The 19,760-nt window shown below is 28.5% G+C and carries 17 protein-coding genes and 1 other RNA gene; 16 read left to right on the top strand and 2 right to left on the bottom strand.

Translation table 11 applies throughout. The features are described from left to right. Positions 1-90 precede the first annotated feature (90 nt). The 12 genes from rpsD (at position 91) to ACTNAO_RS03385 (ending at position 13,570) form a co-directional block, all read left to right on the top strand. Entirely contained in the window at positions 91-687 is a 597-nt protein-coding gene (gene rpsD, locus ACTNAO_RS03440; RefSeq protein ID WP_441026201.1) for a 30S ribosomal protein S4, read from the top strand. A 33-nt stretch (positions 688-720) separates the two neighbouring features. Beyond that, positions 721-1,278: a hypothetical protein gene (locus tag ACTNAO_RS03435; protein ID WP_441026199.1), complete on the top strand. Its 558-nt coding sequence runs from the start codon at positions 721-723 to the stop codon at positions 1,276-1,278. Positions 1,279-1,387: 109 nt separating this feature from the next. Further along, positions 1,388-2,455 (top strand): mannose-1-phosphate guanylyltransferase, encoded by a 1,068-nt coding sequence (locus ACTNAO_RS03430; RefSeq protein WP_441026197.1) that lies wholly within the window; start codon positions 1,388-1,390, stop codon positions 2,453-2,455. A gap of 189 nt (positions 2,456-2,644) precedes the next feature. Then, positions 2,645-3,226, top strand: a complete 582-nt coding sequence (locus ACTNAO_RS03425) for a zinc dependent phospholipase C family protein (RefSeq protein ID WP_441026196.1) — start codon at positions 2,645-2,647, stop codon at positions 3,224-3,226. Between the two features lie 128 nt (positions 3,227-3,354). Further along, positions 3,355-3,738, top strand: coding sequence for an ArsR/SmtB family transcription factor (locus ACTNAO_RS03420; protein ID WP_441026194.1), 384 nt, complete (start codon positions 3,355-3,357; stop codon positions 3,736-3,738). Positions 3,739-3,751: 13 nt separating this feature from the next. Next, positions 3,752-5,932 (top strand): heavy metal translocating P-type ATPase, encoded by a 2,181-nt coding sequence (locus ACTNAO_RS03415; RefSeq protein ID WP_441026192.1) that lies wholly within the window; start codon positions 3,752-3,754, stop codon positions 5,930-5,932. A gap of 132 nt (positions 5,933-6,064) precedes the next feature. After that, positions 6,065-6,298, top strand: a complete 234-nt coding sequence (gene secG, locus ACTNAO_RS03410; RefSeq protein WP_441026191.1) for a preprotein translocase subunit SecG — start codon at positions 6,065-6,067, stop codon at positions 6,296-6,298. Between the two features lie 279 nt (positions 6,299-6,577). Beyond that, positions 6,578-8,605, top strand: coding sequence for a sodium-translocating pyrophosphatase (locus tag ACTNAO_RS03405; RefSeq protein WP_441026189.1), 2,028 nt, complete (start codon positions 6,578-6,580; stop codon positions 8,603-8,605). A gap of 226 nt (positions 8,606-8,831) precedes the next feature. Continuing rightward, entirely contained in the window at positions 8,832-11,036 is a 2,205-nt protein-coding gene (gene rnr, locus ACTNAO_RS03400; RefSeq protein WP_441026187.1) for a ribonuclease R, read from the top strand. A gap of 84 nt (positions 11,037-11,120) precedes the next feature. Next, the gene (smpB, locus tag ACTNAO_RS03395) at positions 11,121-11,591 is read left to right on the top strand and encodes an SsrA-binding protein SmpB (RefSeq protein ID WP_441026185.1); all 471 of its coding nucleotides are present in this window, start codon (positions 11,121-11,123) and stop codon (positions 11,589-11,591) included. Positions 11,592-11,673: 82 nt separating this feature from the next. Continuing rightward, positions 11,674-12,834, top strand: a complete 1,161-nt coding sequence (locus ACTNAO_RS03390) for a hypothetical protein (RefSeq protein WP_441026183.1) — start codon at positions 11,674-11,676, stop codon at positions 12,832-12,834. A 250-nt stretch (positions 12,835-13,084) separates the two neighbouring features. Next, the gene (locus ACTNAO_RS03385) at positions 13,085-13,570 is read left to right on the top strand and encodes a hypothetical protein (RefSeq protein ID WP_441026181.1); all 486 of its coding nucleotides are present in this window, start codon (positions 13,085-13,087) and stop codon (positions 13,568-13,570) included. A gap of 61 nt (positions 13,571-13,631) precedes the next feature. Here the strand turns inward: ACTNAO_RS03385 and ACTNAO_RS03380 are convergent, their stop codons facing one another. Then, a complete protein-coding gene (locus tag ACTNAO_RS03380) occupies positions 13,632-13,940 on the bottom strand; it encodes a hypothetical protein (RefSeq protein WP_441026180.1) in 309 nt (102 codons plus the stop codon). A 183-nt stretch (positions 13,941-14,123) separates the two neighbouring features. Here ACTNAO_RS03380 and ssrA point away from each other — a divergent pair. The 4 genes from ssrA (at position 14,124) to bsh (ending at position 19,318) form a co-directional block, all read left to right on the top strand. Beyond that, positions 14,124-14,477, top strand: a transfer-messenger RNA (tmRNA) gene (gene ssrA / locus ACTNAO_RS03375). Positions 14,478-15,161: 684 nt separating this feature from the next. Continuing rightward, a complete protein-coding gene (pflB, locus tag ACTNAO_RS03370; protein ID WP_441026178.1) occupies positions 15,162-17,414 on the top strand; it encodes a formate C-acetyltransferase in 2,253 nt (750 codons plus the stop codon). Next, positions 17,380-18,174, top strand: a complete 795-nt coding sequence (gene pflA / locus ACTNAO_RS03365; RefSeq protein ID WP_441026176.1) for a pyruvate formate-lyase-activating protein — start codon at positions 17,380-17,382, stop codon at positions 18,172-18,174. Before pflB ends, pflA begins: the two co-directional genes overlap by 35 nt. Positions 18,175-18,334: 160 nt before the next feature. Next, positions 18,335-19,318 (top strand): choloylglycine hydrolase, encoded by a 984-nt coding sequence (gene bsh / locus ACTNAO_RS03360; protein WP_441026174.1) that lies wholly within the window; start codon positions 18,335-18,337, stop codon positions 19,316-19,318. Between the two features lie 29 nt (positions 19,319-19,347). Here the strand turns inward: bsh and ACTNAO_RS03355 are convergent, their stop codons facing one another. Next, positions 19,348-19,560, bottom strand: a complete 213-nt coding sequence (locus ACTNAO_RS03355) for a hypothetical protein (RefSeq protein WP_441026172.1) — start codon at positions 19,558-19,560, stop codon at positions 19,348-19,350. Between the last annotated feature and the right edge of the window lie 200 nt (positions 19,561-19,760).

Here is a 19,760-nt window from a genome sequence, read left to right as displayed (position 1 = left end):
AAATATTCATTTACAATTAAGAAAACCTGTGATATATTTGTAATGGTGTAAATTTATCGCGGCAAAAAAATTATAATAGGAGATGAAAATATGGCAAAAATGATGGGACCTAGATTTAAAAGGTGCAGAAGATTAGGATTAAATGTTGTAGGTCATCCAAAGGCAATGAATAGAGCTGGAAGTGATACTGCAAGAGATTCTAAAAAACTATCATATTATGGAAAACAACTTTTAGAGAAGCAAAGATTAAAGGCTTACTATGGAGTAATGGAAAAACAATTTAGAAATTATTATAAAAAGGCTGCAAAGGATAAGGAATCAACAGGTAATACTTTAATTAGATTATTAGAATGTAGACTAGATAACATTGTATATAGATTAGGATTTGCTACATCAGTAGCACAAGCAAGACAAATGGTAGTTCATGGACATATTTTAGTTAATGGACAAAAGATAGATATACCTTCTTATAATGTAAATTTAGGTGATGTTGTTTCACTAAAAGAAAAATCAAGACAAAATGAAATGTTTAAGGATAATTTTGAAAATAGTGTAATTCAGTTGCCTTATTTAGAAAAGAATGTTGAAGATTTTAGTGGTAAATTAGTAAGGTATCCACAAAGAGAAGAAGTTCCTATACTAATAAATGAAGTTCTTGTAGTAGAATTCTATTCAAAACAACTATAAGTTAAGTAATTTATTATGGAGGTGCAAAAAAGTTTGAATTATCAATGCAAAAAGAGTTACAGTCAGTATTCTTATTGGGAAAGCAAGATAATAAATAATGAAAATTTGTGGGTTGGAAATTTTAGTGGCGAAAAGATAACAAAAGATTCAGTAATAATTTATTCTGGAATGATGAATAAAGATAAAAATATCTTTGAACATGGTTGGGTTGTTTATCCTAATATTTATACTGCCTTAGGATTTATTCAAAATGTTTTTGTACCAACAGCTACTGTTACATGGCATAAGGATGATGCTGATGGATTATTAATTCCAATAGTTGATTTTTATATGATTTTAGAAAAATTTATTGAAGATGATCTTAAGGATGCAAACTTGTTTAAAGAAATTAATGATATATATAATGAATTAGATGAGTTATGGCAGGAAAACAAAGATATGATTAATAGTAAAGTTAATATAATATCAGATAAATGTAACAAACTTTGGGATTATGAGCCAGATAAAAAAATATTTATTAAAGTATTTAGTAATATTGATGATATAATACCTTTTATTTTAATTAAAATAACATTCATAAAAAAGTCTTAATTTTGATGAATTCAAAATAGGACTTTTTTTATTTACTATAATACAAAAGGCACCATAAAAAGATATTTTTCATATATTAATGTAATAGCTTTTGTGTGGAGATAAAAATATGATATATGCACTTATACTTGCAGGGGGTAAAGGAAGCAGATTGTATCCTTTATCAAGACTTAATAAACCAAAACAATTTTTAAAATCTGAAAATAATAATAGTTTTCTTGTTAATACTGTTGATAGAATAAGACCATTTATTAAGGATGAAAATATATATGTTGTTACAAATGATTTTTATAAAGATCAAATAAGAAAAGAACTTGATTTTATTGATGATTCAAACATATTTACAGAACCTCAAAATAAGGAGACTGCTACATGTATAGGTCTTTCGGCAATAAAGCTTTTAAAAAAAGATAAAGATGCAGTAATTATTGCACTTCCATCAGATCATTATATTGAAGATGAGGATAAATATTTAAAAGTTCTTAAAGAAGCTAGCTATATTGCTAATAGAAGAAGGGGCATAGTAACCCTTGGAATAAAACCAACAAGGGCAGAAACTGGATATGGTTATATTGAAATTGGTGATAGAATAATAAATCATGAAGATTCATATAAGGTAGCTAGATTTACTGAAAAGCCTAACGGAGAAGTTGCAAAAACTTTTCTAGAGAAAGGAAATTATTTATGGAACTCAGGAATGTTCGTATTTAGAGCTGATGTAATACTTCGAGAAATAGAAAAGTACATTCCTAAAATTTATAAATCTTTATCTAATATTTATATAAATTTAGATACAGAACATGAAAAAGATATAATAAAAAGTGAATATGAAAAAATAGAAGGTATATCAATTGATTTTGGAATTATGCAAAAAACACGTAAGGCATATGTAATTAAGTGTGATTTTAAATGGGATGACATTGGAAGCTTTCATGCATTTTCAAGATTTCTAATGCAAAACCATGAAAATAAATTTTCAAATAATGTATATTTGGAAGAATGTAAAAATTGTTCTGTCTTTGGGAAAAATAATTTAATAATAGGCATAGGTCTTAAGGACATAGTCGTGGTAGATGCAGGAGATGTAATACTTGTAATGGATAAAGATAAAGATCAAGATATTAAGCATGTTTTGAAGAAAATATCAAATATAAAAGATTATACTAAGTACATTTAATAAGTATTTATAGATTTTATTGAAATCGTTAAATAATTAACTTTCATTGAAATGAAAAATAAGTAGTAGTATAATTTATATAACGATAAACAAATGTAATGGGTTAGGAATTATTGAGTAAAGTTTTTGTGTTTTATATAGTTATTTGCATTTACTTATGCTTAAAAATATAAGAAGGTGTTAAAAACAATGTTAATAAATACTCATCTGATGTTGGCAAATAGCATTTTAGACAAGGCAAATGGTAAAAAAATATATTTAATTAATAGAAATAGGTTTTTGTGGGGTAACATTAAGCCAGATTGTGTTTCTAAATATAAATTAAAAAAGCATTATTATGAAGAAAGTATAGATATGGTTATTAAAAAGATAAATTTTTTATCTAACATTACTATTAGTGATTTATACTATGATTATGGTAAAAGTAAATTTAGTGAAGAACTAGGAGTTGTATGTCATTTTTTATGTGATTTCTTTTGTGTACCACATAATCAAAGATGGGAATTTAAAAAAGCCATGAAAAAGCATGTACTATATGAGAAAAGATTAGCAAAAGTTGCAAAAGATTTTAAACCAACTTTCTATTATGAAGAAAATCTACAAGTTAAAGATGTAAGAAAATTCATTATATACCATAAGGCAAAATATGAAACAGTAGTTTCATATTTTAACGATTTAGATTATGCATATTTTATGTGTAATAGCATTATAAATGCAGTTCTAAATCAAATATCAAAAAATCAATATTTACAAGCTAAAAAAGCTTCTTAAGAAATGTTTCTTAAGAAGCTTTTTTTATACAAAAAATTTGAAATTTAGTTGACAAATAATAATAAATTTCATATACTTATATTAACATATGAACAATTGTTCATATGTTAATATAAGGCGGTGATAAAATGAATAAAAATTTATATAAGAAAAATACTAATGAAACAATTGAAAAATGCAATTGTAATATTATACATGATGATATTGTAAATAGGGTAAAAGACTTATTACCCAAAGAAGAAATTCTTTATGATTTAGCTGAACTTTTTAAAGTTTTTGGAGATTCCACAAGAATTAAAATTATATGTGCACTTTTTGAGTCAGAAATGTGTGTGTGTGATTTATCAGCCCTTTTAGGTATTAGCCAATCTGCTATTTCTCACCAATTAAGAACATTAAAAAATGCTAGACTTGTAAGATATAGAAGAGATGGAAAAGTTATTTATTATTCGTTAGATGATGATCATATTAAGCACATATTTGATGAAGGATTGAACCATATTACTGAATAGAGGAGATGAGTTTATGGAAACAAACAAGATAAAATTATCATTAAAAGGTCTTGATTGCCCTAATTGTGCAGCAAAGATAGAAAGAAAAGTTAATGATTTAGAAGAAGTAAAAGAAGCATCATTAAATTTTGCAGTTCAATATATAGCAATAGATATAAAAGACGGCTTTGATTCAGAAAATGTAAAAACAAAGGTAAAAGAAATTGTAAATTCATTAGAACCAGATGTAGTTGTATCAGAATATAAAAATACAAAAATTAAGCATGCTAATCTTAAAGAAGGTCATGCTAAAATTAACAATTTAAAAGAAATAGAACCAAGAAAAATAGAAACTCCAAAAGAGGAAAAAAAGGAAAATATATTTAAAGAAAATATTCCTTTATTTGTAGGTATCGCAATTTACTTATTGGCTGTTATATTTTTTCAAGATAAATCTTATGGAGTAGTATTATTTTTAGTAAGTTATGCTTTAGTTGGATTTGAAGTAATATTAGCTGCATTAAAAAATATATTTAGAGGTGAAATTTTTGATGAAAACTTTCTTATGGCAGTAGCTACTATTGGAGCTTTTTCTATAAAAGAATATCCAGAAGCAGTTGCAGTAATGATATTTTATCAAATAGGTGAAATGTTTCAAGATTACGCTGTTAATAAATCAAGAAAATCAATATCATCTCTTATGGATATAAAAGCTGATTATGCTAATATTTTAGTAAATGATAAAGAAAAAAAAGTATCCCCAGAAGATGTTGATATTGATGATATTATAGTAGTTAGACCAGGCGAAAGAGTTCCTTTAGATGGTATTATAATAGAAGGAGAATCATCTCTTGATACATCAGCATTAACAGGTGAAACTGTTCCAAGAAATGCTGCTACTAATGACGAAGTTTTATCTGGTAGTATAAATATTTCAGGATTGTTAAAAATAAAAGTAACTAAAGCTTATGGAGAATCAACAGTAGCTAGAATATTAGAACTTGTAGAAAATGCAGGAAGTAAGAAAGCTAAAACTGAAAAATTTATAACAAAATTTGCAAAAGTTTATACACCTACAGTAGTAGCACTTGCAGTTTTACTTGCAGTAATTCCAACTATTTTTATAAGTGGTGCAGAATTTAGTGATTGGCTTTACAGAGCATTAGTATTTCTTGTAGTTTCATGCCCATGTGCTCTTGTTATTTCAATTCCTCTTGGTTTATTTGCAGGAATTGGTGGAGCATCTAAAAAAGGAGTTTTAATAAAGGGTGGTAACTTTGTAGAACTTTTAAAAGATGTTGATACAGTTGTATTTGATAAAACTGGAACTTTAACAAAGGGAACATTTAATGTAGTAAAAGTAAAGGCTGTAAATATTTCAGAAGATGAACTTATAAGACTTGCAGCTATGGGAGAAAGTTTTTCTAATCACCCTATTGCAAAATCTATAGTTCAATATTATCATAAGGAAATTGACAAAGACATTATTAAAAATTATAAAGAAATATCAGGTAATGGTATAAGTGTTCAAATTGAAGATAAAAATATACTTTTAGGTAATAGTAAACTTATGAGTAGTAACAACATTAAATTTGAATCTGAAGAAACTATAGGAACAATAGTTTATGTTGCTGTTAATAATGAGTTTAAGGGCTATATAATAATTTCAGATGAAATAAAAGAAACATCTAAAGAAGCAATAAAATCATTAAAACAATTAGGTGTAAAGAGAACAATTATGCTTACTGGTGATAGCAAAAATGTTGCAGAAAAGGTAGCTAAAGATATTGGTATTGATAGTGTATATTCAGAACTTTTACCAGCAGATAAAGTTGAAAAAGTAGAAAAATTATTAAATGAAGAAGAAAAAAATGATAAGCTTGTATTTGTAGGTGATGGAATAAATGATGCACCAGTACTTGCAAGAGCCGATATTGGAGTTGCTATGGGAGGCATTGGATCTGATGCTGCTATTGAAGCTGCTGATGTTGTTTTAATGCGAGATGATCCTTTAGCTTTAAAAGATGCTATAAAAATAGGCAGAAAAACAACAGGAATACTATGGCAAAATATTGTGTTTGCACTTGTAGTAAAAGTTGGAGTTCTTATATTAAGTACTTTTGGATATGCTAATATGTGGCTTGGAGTTTTTGCCGATGTAGGAGTTACTCTTATTGCAGTACTTAATTCAATGAGAGCCTTAAGAAATAATTAGTAAAAAAAGCGCCTTGGCGCTTTTTTATTAAATAATAATTAAATCAAAGGAATAATATTGAAATTTATGACGGATTATGATACACTTTAGGTATAAAATTTGTAAGATGCTCATAGTAGCAGGAGGTGTCCCATGAGAACTGCACTTTTAGTTGTAGAAATAATTATTGGATTAGTAGTTATAGTATCTGTGTTAATGCAACCAAGTAAATCAGATGCATTAAGTGGTTTGATTCAAGGAAGCAATAACGATTCATTCTATTCAAAAAATAAATCAAGAACTAAAGAAGTTATGCTTGAAAGATTAACTGTCATTTCAATGATATTATTCGCAGTTGTAGCCATAGCACTAAATTTAGTTAAATAATTATAGAAATTTACAGCTATTCTTTATGTAATAGCTGTTTATTTTTTTAAATAAATTTGATTGAATTTTCTGAAAATTATATTTCCAGAAATTCATATAAATAAAGCTTCAAAGTAAAATTGTTCTTTAAGCTTTATTAGATTCTACATTTTAGTTTATAGTACACTTTTTCTAAATAATTATAGGTGAAATTTTAAAATCTATAATTTATTACTTATCATTTTAATATCATATTAATATGATACTAATGTTTATTAAAGGGTAAAGGGGATGGAGACTATGAAATTATTATTAATACCTATGGGTTGTGGAATCTTAGCATTACTTATTACTACTTTTATTGGCTTTGATGTTTTAAAGAAAGATGAAGGAAATGGCAAAATGAAAGAAATATCAAAGCATATTGAAGAAGGGGCAATGGCATTTTTAAAGAAAGAATATTCATATCTTTTGGTATTCATAGTTGCTGTATTTGCCCTTATTGCAATATTCCTTAATATTAAAACAGCTGTTTCATTTATAGTTGGTTCAGCCTTTTCAATTATTGCAGGTTATTGTGGTATGAGAATAGCTGTAAAGGCAAATGTAAGAACAGCACAGGCTGCAAAAAAAGGCATAAAACCTGCTCTTTCTGTAGCTTTTTCTGGTGGTACTGTAATGGGACTTTGTGTTGTGGGACTTGGACTTCTTGGACTTGGAATCTTTTCACTTCTTTTTAATCTAAATGCTGAATATATTACAGGATTTGGACTTGGAGCTTCTTCAATTGCACTATTTGCAAGAGTTGGTGGAGGTATATATACAAAGGCAGCAGATGTTGGTGCCGATCTTGTTGGTAAGGTCGAAGCTGGAATACCAGAAGATGACCCTAGAAATCCTGCAGTTATTGCAGATAATGTTGGTGACAATGTTGGTGATGTAGCTGGAATGGGGGCAGATCTTTTTGAATCATATGTAGGATCTATAATCTCAGCTATTACTTTAGGCAGTGTATTATCAGCAGTATCTAGTGAAGAGGGAGCTATTTACCCACTTTTATTATCATCAATAGGAATTGTAGCATCAATTATAGGTATAGTAATTGTGAAATGTTTTTCTGGTGATAATCCTCAAAAAGCATTAAATCTTGGAAGCTTAGTATCTGGAATAATGGTTGTTATTTTTGGTGGTGCATTATGCTATTATATGTTTGGTAGTTTTACATTGTTTATACCAGTAATTGCTGGTCTTGCAGTTGGATTAATAATAGGTAAAATTACAGAAATATATACATCTTCTGATTTTAAATATGTAAAAAATATTGCAAAGGAATCAGAAACTGGACCAGCTACTAATATTATTTCTGGGCTTTCAGTAGGAATGAAATCTACATTAGTACCTGTTGTTTTAATTGCAATTGGAATATTTATAGCCTTTTATAGTGTTGGTGGATTAAATGATGCTAGTATTGGATTATATGGAATTGCTCTTTCCGCTGTAGGTATGCTTTCTACAACAGGTATTACAGTAGCTGTGGATGCCTATGGACCAATTGCAGATAATGCAGGTGGAATTGCAGAAATGAGTGGCTTGGATCCAAAGGTACGTGATATTACAGATAAACTTGATTCAGTTGGTAATACTACAGCTGCAATAGGAAAAGGCTTTGCAATAGGATCTGCTGCATTAACAGCATTAGCTCTTTTTGCATCATATGCCCAGGCAGTAAATTTATCTACTATTGATTTATTAAATCCATTAACATTAATAGGTGTATTAATAGGTGGTATGCTTCCATTTTTATTTGCATCACTTACAATGTCTTCTGTTGGTGAAGCTGCAACAGAAATGGTTCAGGAAGTTAGAAGACAATTTAAAGAAAAGAAAGGAATACTTGAGGGCAAGGAAAAACCAGATTATGCAAGGTGCGTAGAAATATCTACAAGGGCAGCTCTTAGAAAAATGATTCTTCCTGGAATTCTTGCTATTGTAGTACCTATTTTAGTAGGCCTATTCTTAGGAGCTGAAGCTTTAGCAGGAGTTATAGGGGGAGGCGTTGTAACAGGTGTTCTTATGGCAATAATGATGGCAAATGCCGGAGGAGCTTGGGATAATGCTAAAAAATATATTGAAGGGGGAGCTCATGGAGGCAAAGGAAGTCAGCCTCATAAAGCTGCAGTAGTTGGAGACACTGTTGGCGATCCATTTAAGGATACATCAGGACCATCTATGAATATATTAATTAAATTAATGACTATAGTATCACTTGTATTTGCACCTTTAATAGTTAAATTTGGTGGAATACTAATAAACTTAATTATTAAATAAGTATTTATAAAAAAGTTTCAAGGTCTTTATGGCTTTGAGACTTTTTTTAAATTTTTGTTGTATTGAATATTATAGTACAATTAGGAGAAAATTAAGAATAAAAATGTTATATTAATTTAATGTGAATTTTACATAAAAGTTATGTATTTTCTTGTTATTAGTGCAATATTTAACGTGGCTTATGATACAATATAATTATAATATATATTTAAAGGAGGCTGATATTATGGGAATTAAACAAACACTAATTAGTTTTATGAAAGATGAAGCATATAGACCAATGGATATACAGGAACTTGCAGCAATATTTGATATTGATAAAGATGAATTTAAGGCTTTTAAAAAGGCATTAAAAACTATGGAAAAGGAAGGCCTTATAGTTAAAAACAAGAAGGAAAGATATGCAATTCCTTCAAGAATGGGATTATTATCTGGAAAGCTTCAATCACATCCAAAGGGATACGCTTTTTTAATTCCAGACAATGAAAAAGAAAAAGATGTATTTATACCAGCTTCTTTTATTAATGGTGCTATGAATGGTGATAAAGTATTAGTTCAAGTTACAAAAGAAGATAAAGGTTCTAGGAAAAGGGAAGGGGAAGTAATAAAAATAGTAGAAAGGGCAAACAAAAAATTTGTAGGCACCTTTGAAGATAGCAAAAATTTTGGATTTGTTGTGGTAGATGACACAAGAATAAGTCAGGACATATTCATTAATAAAAAGGATTTTAATGGAGCCAAAAATGGTGATGTAGTTACAGTTGAGATTACAAAGTGGCCAGATAAGCGAAGAAGTCCTGAAGGAATAGTTACAGAAATATTAGGCAAAAAAGGTGATAAAGGTCTTGATATATTAACAATTATTAAAAAGTTTGGATTGCCAGAGGAATTTCCAGCTAAAGTTTTAAATTTTGCAGAGGCAATTCCAAATGAGATCGAAGAAAAAGAATATAAAAGAAGAAGAGATTTAAGAGATTTAAAAATGGTTACCATTGATGGAGAAGATGCTAAGGACTTAGATGATGCTGTATCAATTGAAAGACTTCCAAATGGAAGATATAGACTTGGAGTCCATATAGCTGATGTTAGTCATTATGTTCGTGAAAAAAATCCTTTAGATAAGGAAGCTTTAAAAAGAGGTACATCTGTTTATTTAATAGATAGAGTAATACCAATGCTTCCTAAAAAACTATCAAATGGTATATGTTCACTTAATCCAAAGGTAGATAGACTTGCTCTTAGTTGCATTATGACCATAGATAATAATGGAACTGTTTTAGATCATGAAATAATGGAATCTATTATTAAAACAAATGAAAGAATGACTTATACAGATGTTACAAAAATTCTTAAAGATAATGATGAAGAACTTATAAAAAGATATGATTATCTTGTAGATGATTTTAAGGCTATGGAAGAGCTTTGTAATATCCTTTATAAAAAGAGAATAAAAAGAGGTGCTATAGATTTTGAGTTCCAAGAAGCTAATATTATTTTAAATGAACTTGGAAAGCCTATTGAAATTAAGCCTTATGCACGAGAAATTGCCAATAGAATGATTGAAGAATTTATGCTTGTATGTAATGAAACCATAGCAGAAGCAATGTTTTATAAAAAAGTTCCATTTGTTTATAGAATTCATGAAAATCCAGATGCAGAAAAATTACAAAAATTCAAAGAATTTGCTTATAACCTTGGATACGTTATGAAGTTATCAGATGAAGTACATCCAAAAGAACTTCAATCAATAATAGAAAAAGTTAAAGGTAAAAATGAAGAAATTGTTATAAATACACTTCTTTTAAGAAGTATGATGCAAGCAAGATATTCTCCTGAAAATGTAGGGCATTTTGGGTTAGCTGCTGAATATTATTGTCATTTTACATCACCAATTAGAAGATACCCAGACCTTCAAATTCATAGAATTATAAAAGAATATTTAAATGGAAAATTAGACGATGTAAGGGTTAAAAAGCTTACTAATTTAGTAGATTATGCAGCAAAGCAATCATCAGAAACTGAAAGGGTAGCACAGGATGCAGAAAGAGAAGTGGATGATTTAAAGAAAGCAGAATATATGCTTGATAGAATTGGAGAAGAATATACTGGAATAATATCATCAGTTACATCTTTTGGTATGTTTGTAGAACTTCCTAATACAATAGAAGGACTTGTTCATATTACTGCCCTTGATGATGATTATTATATTTATGATGAAAGTCATCTTTGCTTAATAGGAGAAAGAAATAGAAAGATATATAAGCTTGGTGACAAGGTAAAGGTTCAATGTAGTCGTGTGGATATTCCAAATCGTGAGATATTCTTTGAACTTGTAGAAGATAGTAGTGAAAGGGAAGAAATAAAACCAAGTAATGAACTAAAGGAAAAGATTCCAGAAGTCAAGGAAAGTCTAAAAAAAGACATTGAATAATTAAATAGTAATGTATTATAATTAATTGTAATACATTACTATTACAATTTTAAATATATAAAAACCTAAGTAGGTGATAACAAAGTGGCAAGAAAGAAAAACAGTAATTCCTTAGCTGAAAATAGAAAAGCTAGGCATGATTATTTTATAGAAGAAACAATAGAAGCAGGTTTAGCTTTGGTAGGTACTGAAGTTAAATCTATAAGACTTGGTAAGTGTAATTTAAAAGATAGCTATGCAGATATTGAAAATGGTGAAGTTCTTATAAAGCAAATGCATATTAGTCCTTATGATCAAGGAAATATTTTTAATGTTGATCCATTGAGAAATAGAAAATTACTTCTTCATAAAAGCGAAATATTTAGACTTGTGGGTCTTGTGCAAAGAGATGGTTATGCATTAATACCATTGTCATTATATCTTAAAAATAGCAAAGTTAAGGTGGCTCTTGGTGTATGTAAGGGTAAGAAAAATTATGATAAGAGGGATGCCCTTATAGAAAAAGCTCAAAAGAGAGATATTGACAGACAAATGAAAATGAGAAACAGAAGTTAATATTTAAAAATATCCTATGAATAAGTATAATAAAATTTATTTCATAGGATATTTTTATAATAAAATTGAGGGGAAAATACTAATGGAAAAAGCTTTTAATTATATGGTTGATTATTTGAAAAAAAGTAGCACAAAGAAAAATATTATAAAGATTTCAATTTTTGCACTTTTAATAAGAAGTACGCTTTTAATATTTGAAAGTGGCGATTATACAATGTTTTTGTCAAAATGGTGTGAATACTTAAAGTCAAATGGTGGTTTTAAAGCCATTGTAAGTATAGAAGCAGATTATAATGCTGTATATTTGTATTTTTTAGCATTTTTCACCTATTTGCCTATTAAATATTTGTATTCTATAAAAATACTATCAATTATCTTTGATTTTGTAATGGCATTAGGTGCATATCTTATTACTTATGAGTTCTATAAGGATGATGAAAATGTGAAAGTGTATCAAACATTATCCTTTGCAGCTGTACTTTTTATGCCAACAGTTATTTTAAATAGTTCATTTTGGGCTCAATGTGATTCTATTTATGCTGCTTTTGTAGTTTTTTCATTATATTTTATGTTAAAGAAAAAATATAATACAAGCTTTATTTTATATGCAGTAGCTATTACATTTAAATTGCAAGCTATATTTTTATTGCCTGTTTATGGATTATTGTATTTAAAAAATAAGGAATTTTCTATTTTTAAATTTTTGTGGATACCAATAGTTAATTTTCTATTGTATATCCCAGCAATAATACTGGGAAAACCAATATCATCAGTATTTGATGCATATTTTACTCAAGTTAACAATTATGATTATAAAATAGTATTTGGATACCCTAATATATATAATTTTTTCCCATTAGATGCAGTATATCTTATAAAACCAGGAATAATATTTACAATGTGTCTTCTTGCAGTTGTTGCTTTAATTGTTTTATATACTAGAAAAAAAATTAACAATGAGGATATAATAGAATTAAGCATTGGAATAATATTTTTAGTTACATACTTTTTGCCTAAAATGCATGAAAGGTATGCATTTGTTGCAGAAGTGCTAGTTGTTATTTATTTTATTATTTCGAAAAAAAATCAAAATGCAACTATGATAGCAATGTTAGTTGCATTGGCAACATATGGTGCAGGTCTTATGGGGCTTCCTGATTTTGTTGTTACTACTATAGCTTTATTTCAAATTTATCCTGTAGTAATATTTATTAAAAATATTATAAGTAAGAGGGAAAGTTAATAAAATATTAGTAAATAAAAAGCTATTATTCTTATAAAAACAAAGAATAATAGCTTTTGTCAGTATAACTGACGTTTTTACAATCCTGGGTGGAAATGTAAAAATGTATATAAAAAAATTGTTGGGCTATTTAAAAATTTTATTAATTTATAAATTCATACTAACAACTAGTTTACAGTAAATTATTGTTTTTGTCTAGTGCAGATATTAAAATGTTTACATTTTTCTAAGGAAACTTTAAGCTATAGCATTGTTTTCAAAGTATTCTAATGAAGATATAAATAGTTTAACTGCAGACGAAATTTTAAATTATATAAATCTTTATGGAAGTTATACTGGAAAGGATCTTATAAAGGAATTAGGTTTACAAAAGGTTAAGGATAATATTGATTCATTTAAAGGATTAACTAATTTTGAAGATATATTATATGAAGCAGAAGAATATTATGGATATTCTTCAGAAAGTGATACATCTGATGATTCAAATAAAACCTCTAATTCAGATAAACTTCAAGAAAATAATTCTACTGATAAGATGCTTGGTTATGATGAATCTAATAAAAATAATTTTGATAGAAATGATAATTATTCAGAGGACAGTAATAAAAATACAAATGAAAATAATAATAAATTACCATCAAATACTTCAACATCTTCAAATACTGGTGATACATCAAATCTTTTGTTAGCTTTATCAGGAATAATTGGATTATTAGGTATTAAAAAGAGAAGATAAAATATAAAAGACTGCTTAAAGATTATGATATGCATATCAATTTCTTAGAAGCAGTCTCCTTTTATTTATTTATCCATTCTAAAAGTTCTTCATGTTTATAGGCAATATCGGAGCAATCAATTTTATTAATAAAAATTAAATCACTAGGATTGCTTATAGATTTTATTTCATTATACATTTTATCAGCAGTTAATGTGGTTTTTACTACAAAGGAATAAGGAAGAACTTGAGCCCAGGCACCAAAAGATTTTATTTTAGCTTCTATTTTATAGCTAGAATCTTCATCACTATGTTCGTGATTGTGATTAGGATCATCACAAGAGCAACTTCCAGTATCACTGATAAAAAATGTAATATTATATTTATTCATTATATAAATCCTCCAATAATAATAGTATATTTATTATATCATTTTAATTGATAATATAAATCAATTAAAATGATAAGTTTTTAAAATTCTATTGACAATAATAATATATGAAGTATATAATGAGGTACTAGGAAAGTTCAAAATTAAATAAGTTTTTGTTTTGAAAGATTTCCTTACTCACATGGGGGCGCTTTGGCTTCGACGGGGGTAAGGCGAGTCTGATAAGCGAGCCGAGGTAAGCATGTATCCTCGTTAATAAAGTATGCATTAAATATAAACGCAGAAGATAATTTTGCATTAGCAGCTTAATTTAAGCTACTCATCTGTCCAGGTTGCCTACGGCTTGGGTTGCAGGTGTCAAACAGTGGGAAACGAAGCTGAGCAAAGCTTTGAGCTCAGGGGGTATTTATGAAGCTAGCAAATAAGTTGCCCGTTTGTAGGCATACTTAGGCGTGAACTTTTGTATGCAAACTACGCCCGTAGAAATTCAGATTCAACTGCTTTCGGACAGGGGTTCGATACCCCTCGCCTCCACCAGAAAAAATAGCTATAAATTGCTTTGGCAATTTATAGCTATTTTATTGTAATAAACTTTTCATAAAACCTTTTTTAGCCTCAAACATCTCCTTGCTATATCTACCATTTCTAGAAGTTGCTGATTTATATTCATTTATTATAAGTTAAGCCCTTATCTTCTTACTTTTAATAAGAAGATAAGGATAAACATCCCTAATTAAATTAATAGCATCATCATATTTAAATATAACTATAGCAATTTTATTTTCAAAAGAGGAAATTTATTCTAAGATTTATTAACAAATAATAAAAAAAATCACAATATTTTTAGAATGTTATAAATTTAACAAAGTATTAATAATATTATGTTAAAATGCAAAATATATGAATCAAGATAATCTTGACAGTGACTATAAAATGATATAAAATTTCATTTGAGAAGAGAAATCAAACAGAACTACATCTTTTATGAAATGCATATAATTTATTATAAATTTTTTAAATAAATTTACTCATTACGACCCTTTTTTATTTATTTTATGATAATATGTTTATAGATGTTTTTTTTATAAGTAGTATTACAATTTTAAAGAAACATCTAAGCATTTCATAAAACAAATTACAATTTTTTTAATTAGCTAATACTCAATTATTAAAACATAAATTGAAAAATATATGTATAGAAATATACAAGGAGGAATGTACATGTTAGAAAAAGAACAATGGGCAGGCTTCGAAGGAAGACTTTGGAAAGAAGAAATTAATGTCAGAGACTTCATTCAAAACAACTACAAGCCATATGATGGAGATGAAAGTTTCCTTGAAGGGCCAACAGATGCTACAAATAAACTTTGGGGAAGATTACAAGAATTACAAAAAGAAGAAAGAGCTAAAGGTGGAGTTCTTGACATGGAAACAGAAGTTGTTTCTGGACTTACAGCTTATGGCCCTGGTTATATTGATGAATCTTTAAAAGACCTTGAAAAAATCGTTGGTCTTCAAACAGACAAGCCTCTTAAGAGAGCATTTATGCCATATGGTGGTATTAAAATGGCTGAACAATCTTGTGAAAACTATGGATATAAACCAAATCCAGAATTACATAAGATTTTTACTGAATATCATAAGACACACAACCAAGCAGTATTTGATGCTTATACACCAGAAATGAAAAAAGCTAGACACAGTCATATAATTACAGGACTTCCTGATACTTACGGACGTGGACGTATAGTAGGTGACTATAGAAGAGTTGCTCTTTATGGTATTGATTACCTAATAGAAGAAAAGTCTAAGGATTTCGCTAATTGTGGCGATGGAACTATGACAGATGATGTTATTCGTCTAAGAGAAGAAATTACAGAACAACGTAGAGCGCTTGAAAACATGAAGAAAATGGCAGCAAGTTATGGTTATGATATTTCACAACCAGCAAAGAATGCTAAAGAAGCAGTTCAATGGTTATACTTTGGATATCTTGCAGCAATAAAAACACAAAATGGTGCTGCTATGTCAATAGGACGTGTATCTACTTTCCTTGATATATATATGCAAAGAGATCTTGATAATGGTGTTATTACTGAACAAGAAGCTCAAGAATTAATAGATCATTTAACAATGAAATGCAGAATGGTTAAGTATGCAAGAATAACTTCTTACAACGAATTATTCTCAGGAGATCCTTCATGGGTTACAATTGGATTAGGTGGTATAGGTGTTGATGGACGTCACATGGTAACAAAGAACGACTATCGTTTTCTTCACACACTAGAAAACATGGGACCTGCTCCAGAACCAAACTTAACTGTATTCTATTCTTCTGCACTTCCAGAAAACTTCAAAAAGTATGCAGCTAAGATTTCAGTAGAAACAAGCTCAATACAATATGAAAATGATGATGTTATGAAGCCAGTATGGGGCGATGATTATTCAATTTGTTGTTGTGTATCTGCAACTCAAACTGGTAAGGAAATGCAATTCTTCGGAGCTAGAGCTAACCTTGCTAAATGCTTACTTTATGCTATAAATGGTGGTATAGATGAAAAATCTGGTGATCAAGTTGGACCAGAATATAAAGGAATAACATCAGAATACCTTGATTATGATGAAGTAATTCAAAAATATGAACAAATGAGTGACTGGTTAGCTGGTCTTTATGTAAATGTATTAAACTTAATTCAATACATGCATGATAAATACTACTATGAAGCAGCTGAAATGGCTCTTATAGATACAGATGTAAGACGTACATTTGCAACAGGTATTGCAGGTTTCTCACATGTTGTAGATTCACTTTCTGCAATTAAGTATGCAAAAGTTAAAACAGTTCGTAATGAAGCTGGTATAGTTGTAGATTATGAAATAGAAGGAGACTTCCCAAGATACGGTAATGATGATGATAGAGCTGATGATATTGCTGTATATGTATTACAATCATTCCTTGACAAGATCAAGAAGAGACATACTTACAGAAATTCAGAACCTACAACATCAATTCTTACTATTACATCAAACGTTGTATATGGTAAGTACACTGGTAATATGCCAGATGGTCGTGATGCTTGGACTCCACTTTCACCAGGTGCTAACCCATCTTATGGTGCTGAAAAGAGTGGATTACTTGCTTCATTAAACTCTGTAGCTAAACTTCCTTATGAATGGGCTTTAGATGGTATTTCAAATACACAAACAATTAACCCAAGTGCATTAGGTCATAATAAGGAAGAACAAGTTGATAAACTTGTACAAGTATTAGATGGTTACTTTGATCAAGGACCACATCATCTTAATGTTAATGTATTTGGTATTGAAAAATTAAAAGATGCCATGGAACATCCAGAAAAAGAAGAATATGCTAACTTTACTATCCGTGTATCAGGTTATGCAGTTAAATTTATAGATTTAACAAGAGAACAACAATTAGATGTTATCTCAAGAACATTCCATGACAGAATGTAATACGGATAAAATTAAAGGAAGAATTCATTCAATAGAGAGCTTTGGATCTGTTGATGGACCAGGAATTCGTTTTGTAGTCTTTGTTAAAGGATGCAAAATGAGATGCCAATTTTGTCACAATCCAGATACCTGGGAAATGAAAGGTGGAGAGATAAAAACAGCAGATGAACTTATCTCTCAAGCTCTTAGATATAAGACTTATTGGAAAAAAGGAGGCGGCATCACTGTAAGCGGTGGTGAGCCTCTTCTTCAATTAGATTTCTTAATAGAATTCTTTACCAAAGCAAAAGCAAAGGGTATCCACACTACACTTGATACTTCGGGAAATCCATTTACAAGAAAGGAACCTTTCTTTAGTAAGTTTAATGAACTTATGAAGGTAACAGATCTTGTAATGCTTGATATAAAACAAATAAATGATAAAGAGCATAAAATACTTACTGGATGTACTAATGTAAATATTCTTGATATGGCAAGATATTTATCAGAAATAAATAAGCCTATGTGGATTCGTCATGTACTTGTTCCTGGTGGCAGTGATAATGATGAACAACTTAAAAAGCTTGATGAATTTATTAAAACTTTAAAAAATGTTGATCGTGTAGAAGTACTTCCTTACCATACACTTGGAACTTTCAAGTGGGAAGAACTTGGCATTGATTATCCTTTAAAAGGTGTAGAACCACCTACTAAGGAAAGAATAGAAAATGCTAACAATCTTCTTCATACAAGTGAATATAAAGGATATTTAACACGATAAATTTAAACATGCTTCTTGTAATATGTATTACAATGAGCATGTTTTTTTATAGTAAATTAAATATTTGTATATAAATAATGAATAAACTATTATATTATGGATAATAATAAATTTAAGTGGTAAGCTATTATATAAATAATAAAAGAAGGGAGATATACTAATGTGTACAGCATTAACATTACAAACTAAAGATGGATATAATTTATTTGGGAGAAATATGGATTTGGCATATTCTTTTAATCAAGCGGTAACTTTAGTGCCTAGAAATTATGAATGTAGAGATAGAGTAACTGGCAATATTAGAAAAAATAAATATGCAATACTTGGTATGGCAAGTATTATAGATGATTATCCCGCTTTTGCTGATGCATTTAATGAAAAAGGATTATCATGTGCAGGTCTTAATTTTCCTGGCTATTTTCATGCAGAAGCAAGTATAGTTCCAGGTAAAAAAAATATAGCACCATATGATTTGATTTTATGGATATTATCAAATTTTAAAGATGTAGATGAAGTTTTTAATGAAATTAACAATATAGAATTAGTTGCAGTTCCAATTAATGAGCAAACACCCCTTCCAACTCTTCATTGGATGGTAGCTGATACAAAGGGTAAATCTATAGTTATAGAAAAAACAAAAGAAGGATTAAAGGCTTATAAAAATCCAATTGGAGTTTTAACTAATTCACCAACATTTGACTGGCATTTAACTAATTTAAATGAGTATATGAAAGTTACACCTATTCAACCAGAACCATTAAAATGGGGAGACAAAGAATTAAAACCATTAGGAGTAGGAATGGGAACAAAAGGTTTACCAGGAGGTTTATCTGGTGTTGATAGATTTGTAAGAATATCATATTTAAAAGCACAATATTCAAAATCAGAGGATTTAATGTCTGGAATAAGTCAATTTTTTCATATGTTAAATAATGTAGCAATGCCTAAGGGTGCAGTTATAAGTGAAGGTTTAGATGATATAACAATATATACTTCTTGTATGTGTCAAGAAAAGGGAATATATTATTATTCTACATATAATAGCGGTATAAATGCTATTGATATGCACAAAGAAAATCTAGATGCTAAAGAAATAAAAAGATTTGATTATATAGATAAACTTAATATAATATATCAAAATTAGAGTTAATATAGCATAAGATTTAAATATTCTTATGCTATATTAAGTTCCTTGTTATCATAAGTTACAATTGAATTAATATCAATATTTTTTTTATAAAGGTTATCATCTGGTGTGCTTATTTTAAGAGTTTCTTTAGTTTTTATATTTTCTAAAATAACATCTACACATACTTTTTGACCTGGTGGAAGTTCTTCGCATCCATAATCTTGTTCTAAAATATCAATTACTTTATATTTATTCATAATATACCTCACTAATTTTATATTATAAGTATACTATAAATTGTTTATTTCACATAAACTTTTTTGTATAATAAAATAAACAGTAAAGTTTAAGGAGATTATTAATAGTTATTAAAAATATATTCAAATATAATCAAATGTAATATAATATATTTAGGGGTGATTATATTTGAGTAAAAATTATAAACCAAAAGAATTTG

This window comes from Clostridium sp. HCP1S3_C6 (assembly GCF_052066735.1).
Taxonomy (GTDB): Bacteria; Bacillota; Clostridia; order Clostridiales; family Clostridiaceae; genus Clostridium.
Note: the sequence above shows the minus strand (reverse complement) of the source record. Positions and strands in the feature narration are given on the sequence as shown.

Excerpts from the sequence above, each read along its gene's own strand:
- rnr (WP_441026187.1), top strand. The coding sequence starts at position 8,832 with ATGGGAATTAAACAAACACTAATTAGTTTTATGAAAGATGAAGCATAT.
- pflB (WP_441026178.1), top strand. The coding sequence starts at position 15,162 with ATGTTAGAAAAAGAACAATGGGCAGGCTTCGAAGGAAGACTTTGGAAA.
- ACTNAO_RS03405 (WP_441026189.1), top strand. The coding sequence starts at position 6,578 with ATGAAATTATTATTAATACCTATGGGTTGTGGAATCTTAGCATTACTT.
- ACTNAO_RS03415 (WP_441026192.1), top strand. The coding sequence starts at position 3,752 with ATGGAAACAAACAAGATAAAATTATCATTAAAAGGTCTTGATTGCCCT.
- ACTNAO_RS03430 (WP_441026197.1), top strand. The coding sequence starts at position 1,388 with ATGATATATGCACTTATACTTGCAGGGGGTAAAGGAAGCAGATTGTAT.
- bsh (WP_441026174.1), top strand. The coding sequence starts at position 18,335 with ATGTGTACAGCATTAACATTACAAACTAAAGATGGATATAATTTATTT.
- ACTNAO_RS03425 (WP_441026196.1), top strand. The coding sequence starts at position 2,645 with ATGTTAATAAATACTCATCTGATGTTGGCAAATAGCATTTTAGACAAG.
- rpsD (WP_441026201.1), top strand. The coding sequence starts at position 91 with ATGGCAAAAATGATGGGACCTAGATTTAAAAGGTGCAGAAGATTAGGA.
- secG (WP_441026191.1), top strand. The coding sequence starts at position 6,065 with ATGAGAACTGCACTTTTAGTTGTAGAAATAATTATTGGATTAGTAGTT.
- ACTNAO_RS03420 (WP_441026194.1), top strand. The coding sequence starts at position 3,355 with ATGAATAAAAATTTATATAAGAAAAATACTAATGAAACAATTGAAAAA.
- ACTNAO_RS03355 (WP_441026172.1), bottom strand. The coding sequence starts at position 19,560 with ATGAATAAATATAAAGTAATTGATATTTTAGAACAAGATTATGGATGC.
- ACTNAO_RS03380 (WP_441026180.1), bottom strand. The coding sequence starts at position 13,940 with ATGAATAAATATAATATTACATTTTTTATCAGTGATACTGGAAGTTGC.
- ACTNAO_RS03390 (WP_441026183.1), top strand. The coding sequence starts at position 11,674 with ATGGAAAAAGCTTTTAATTATATGGTTGATTATTTGAAAAAAAGTAGC.
- pflA (WP_441026176.1), top strand. The coding sequence starts at position 17,380 with ATGTTATCTCAAGAACATTCCATGACAGAATGTAATACGGATAAAATT.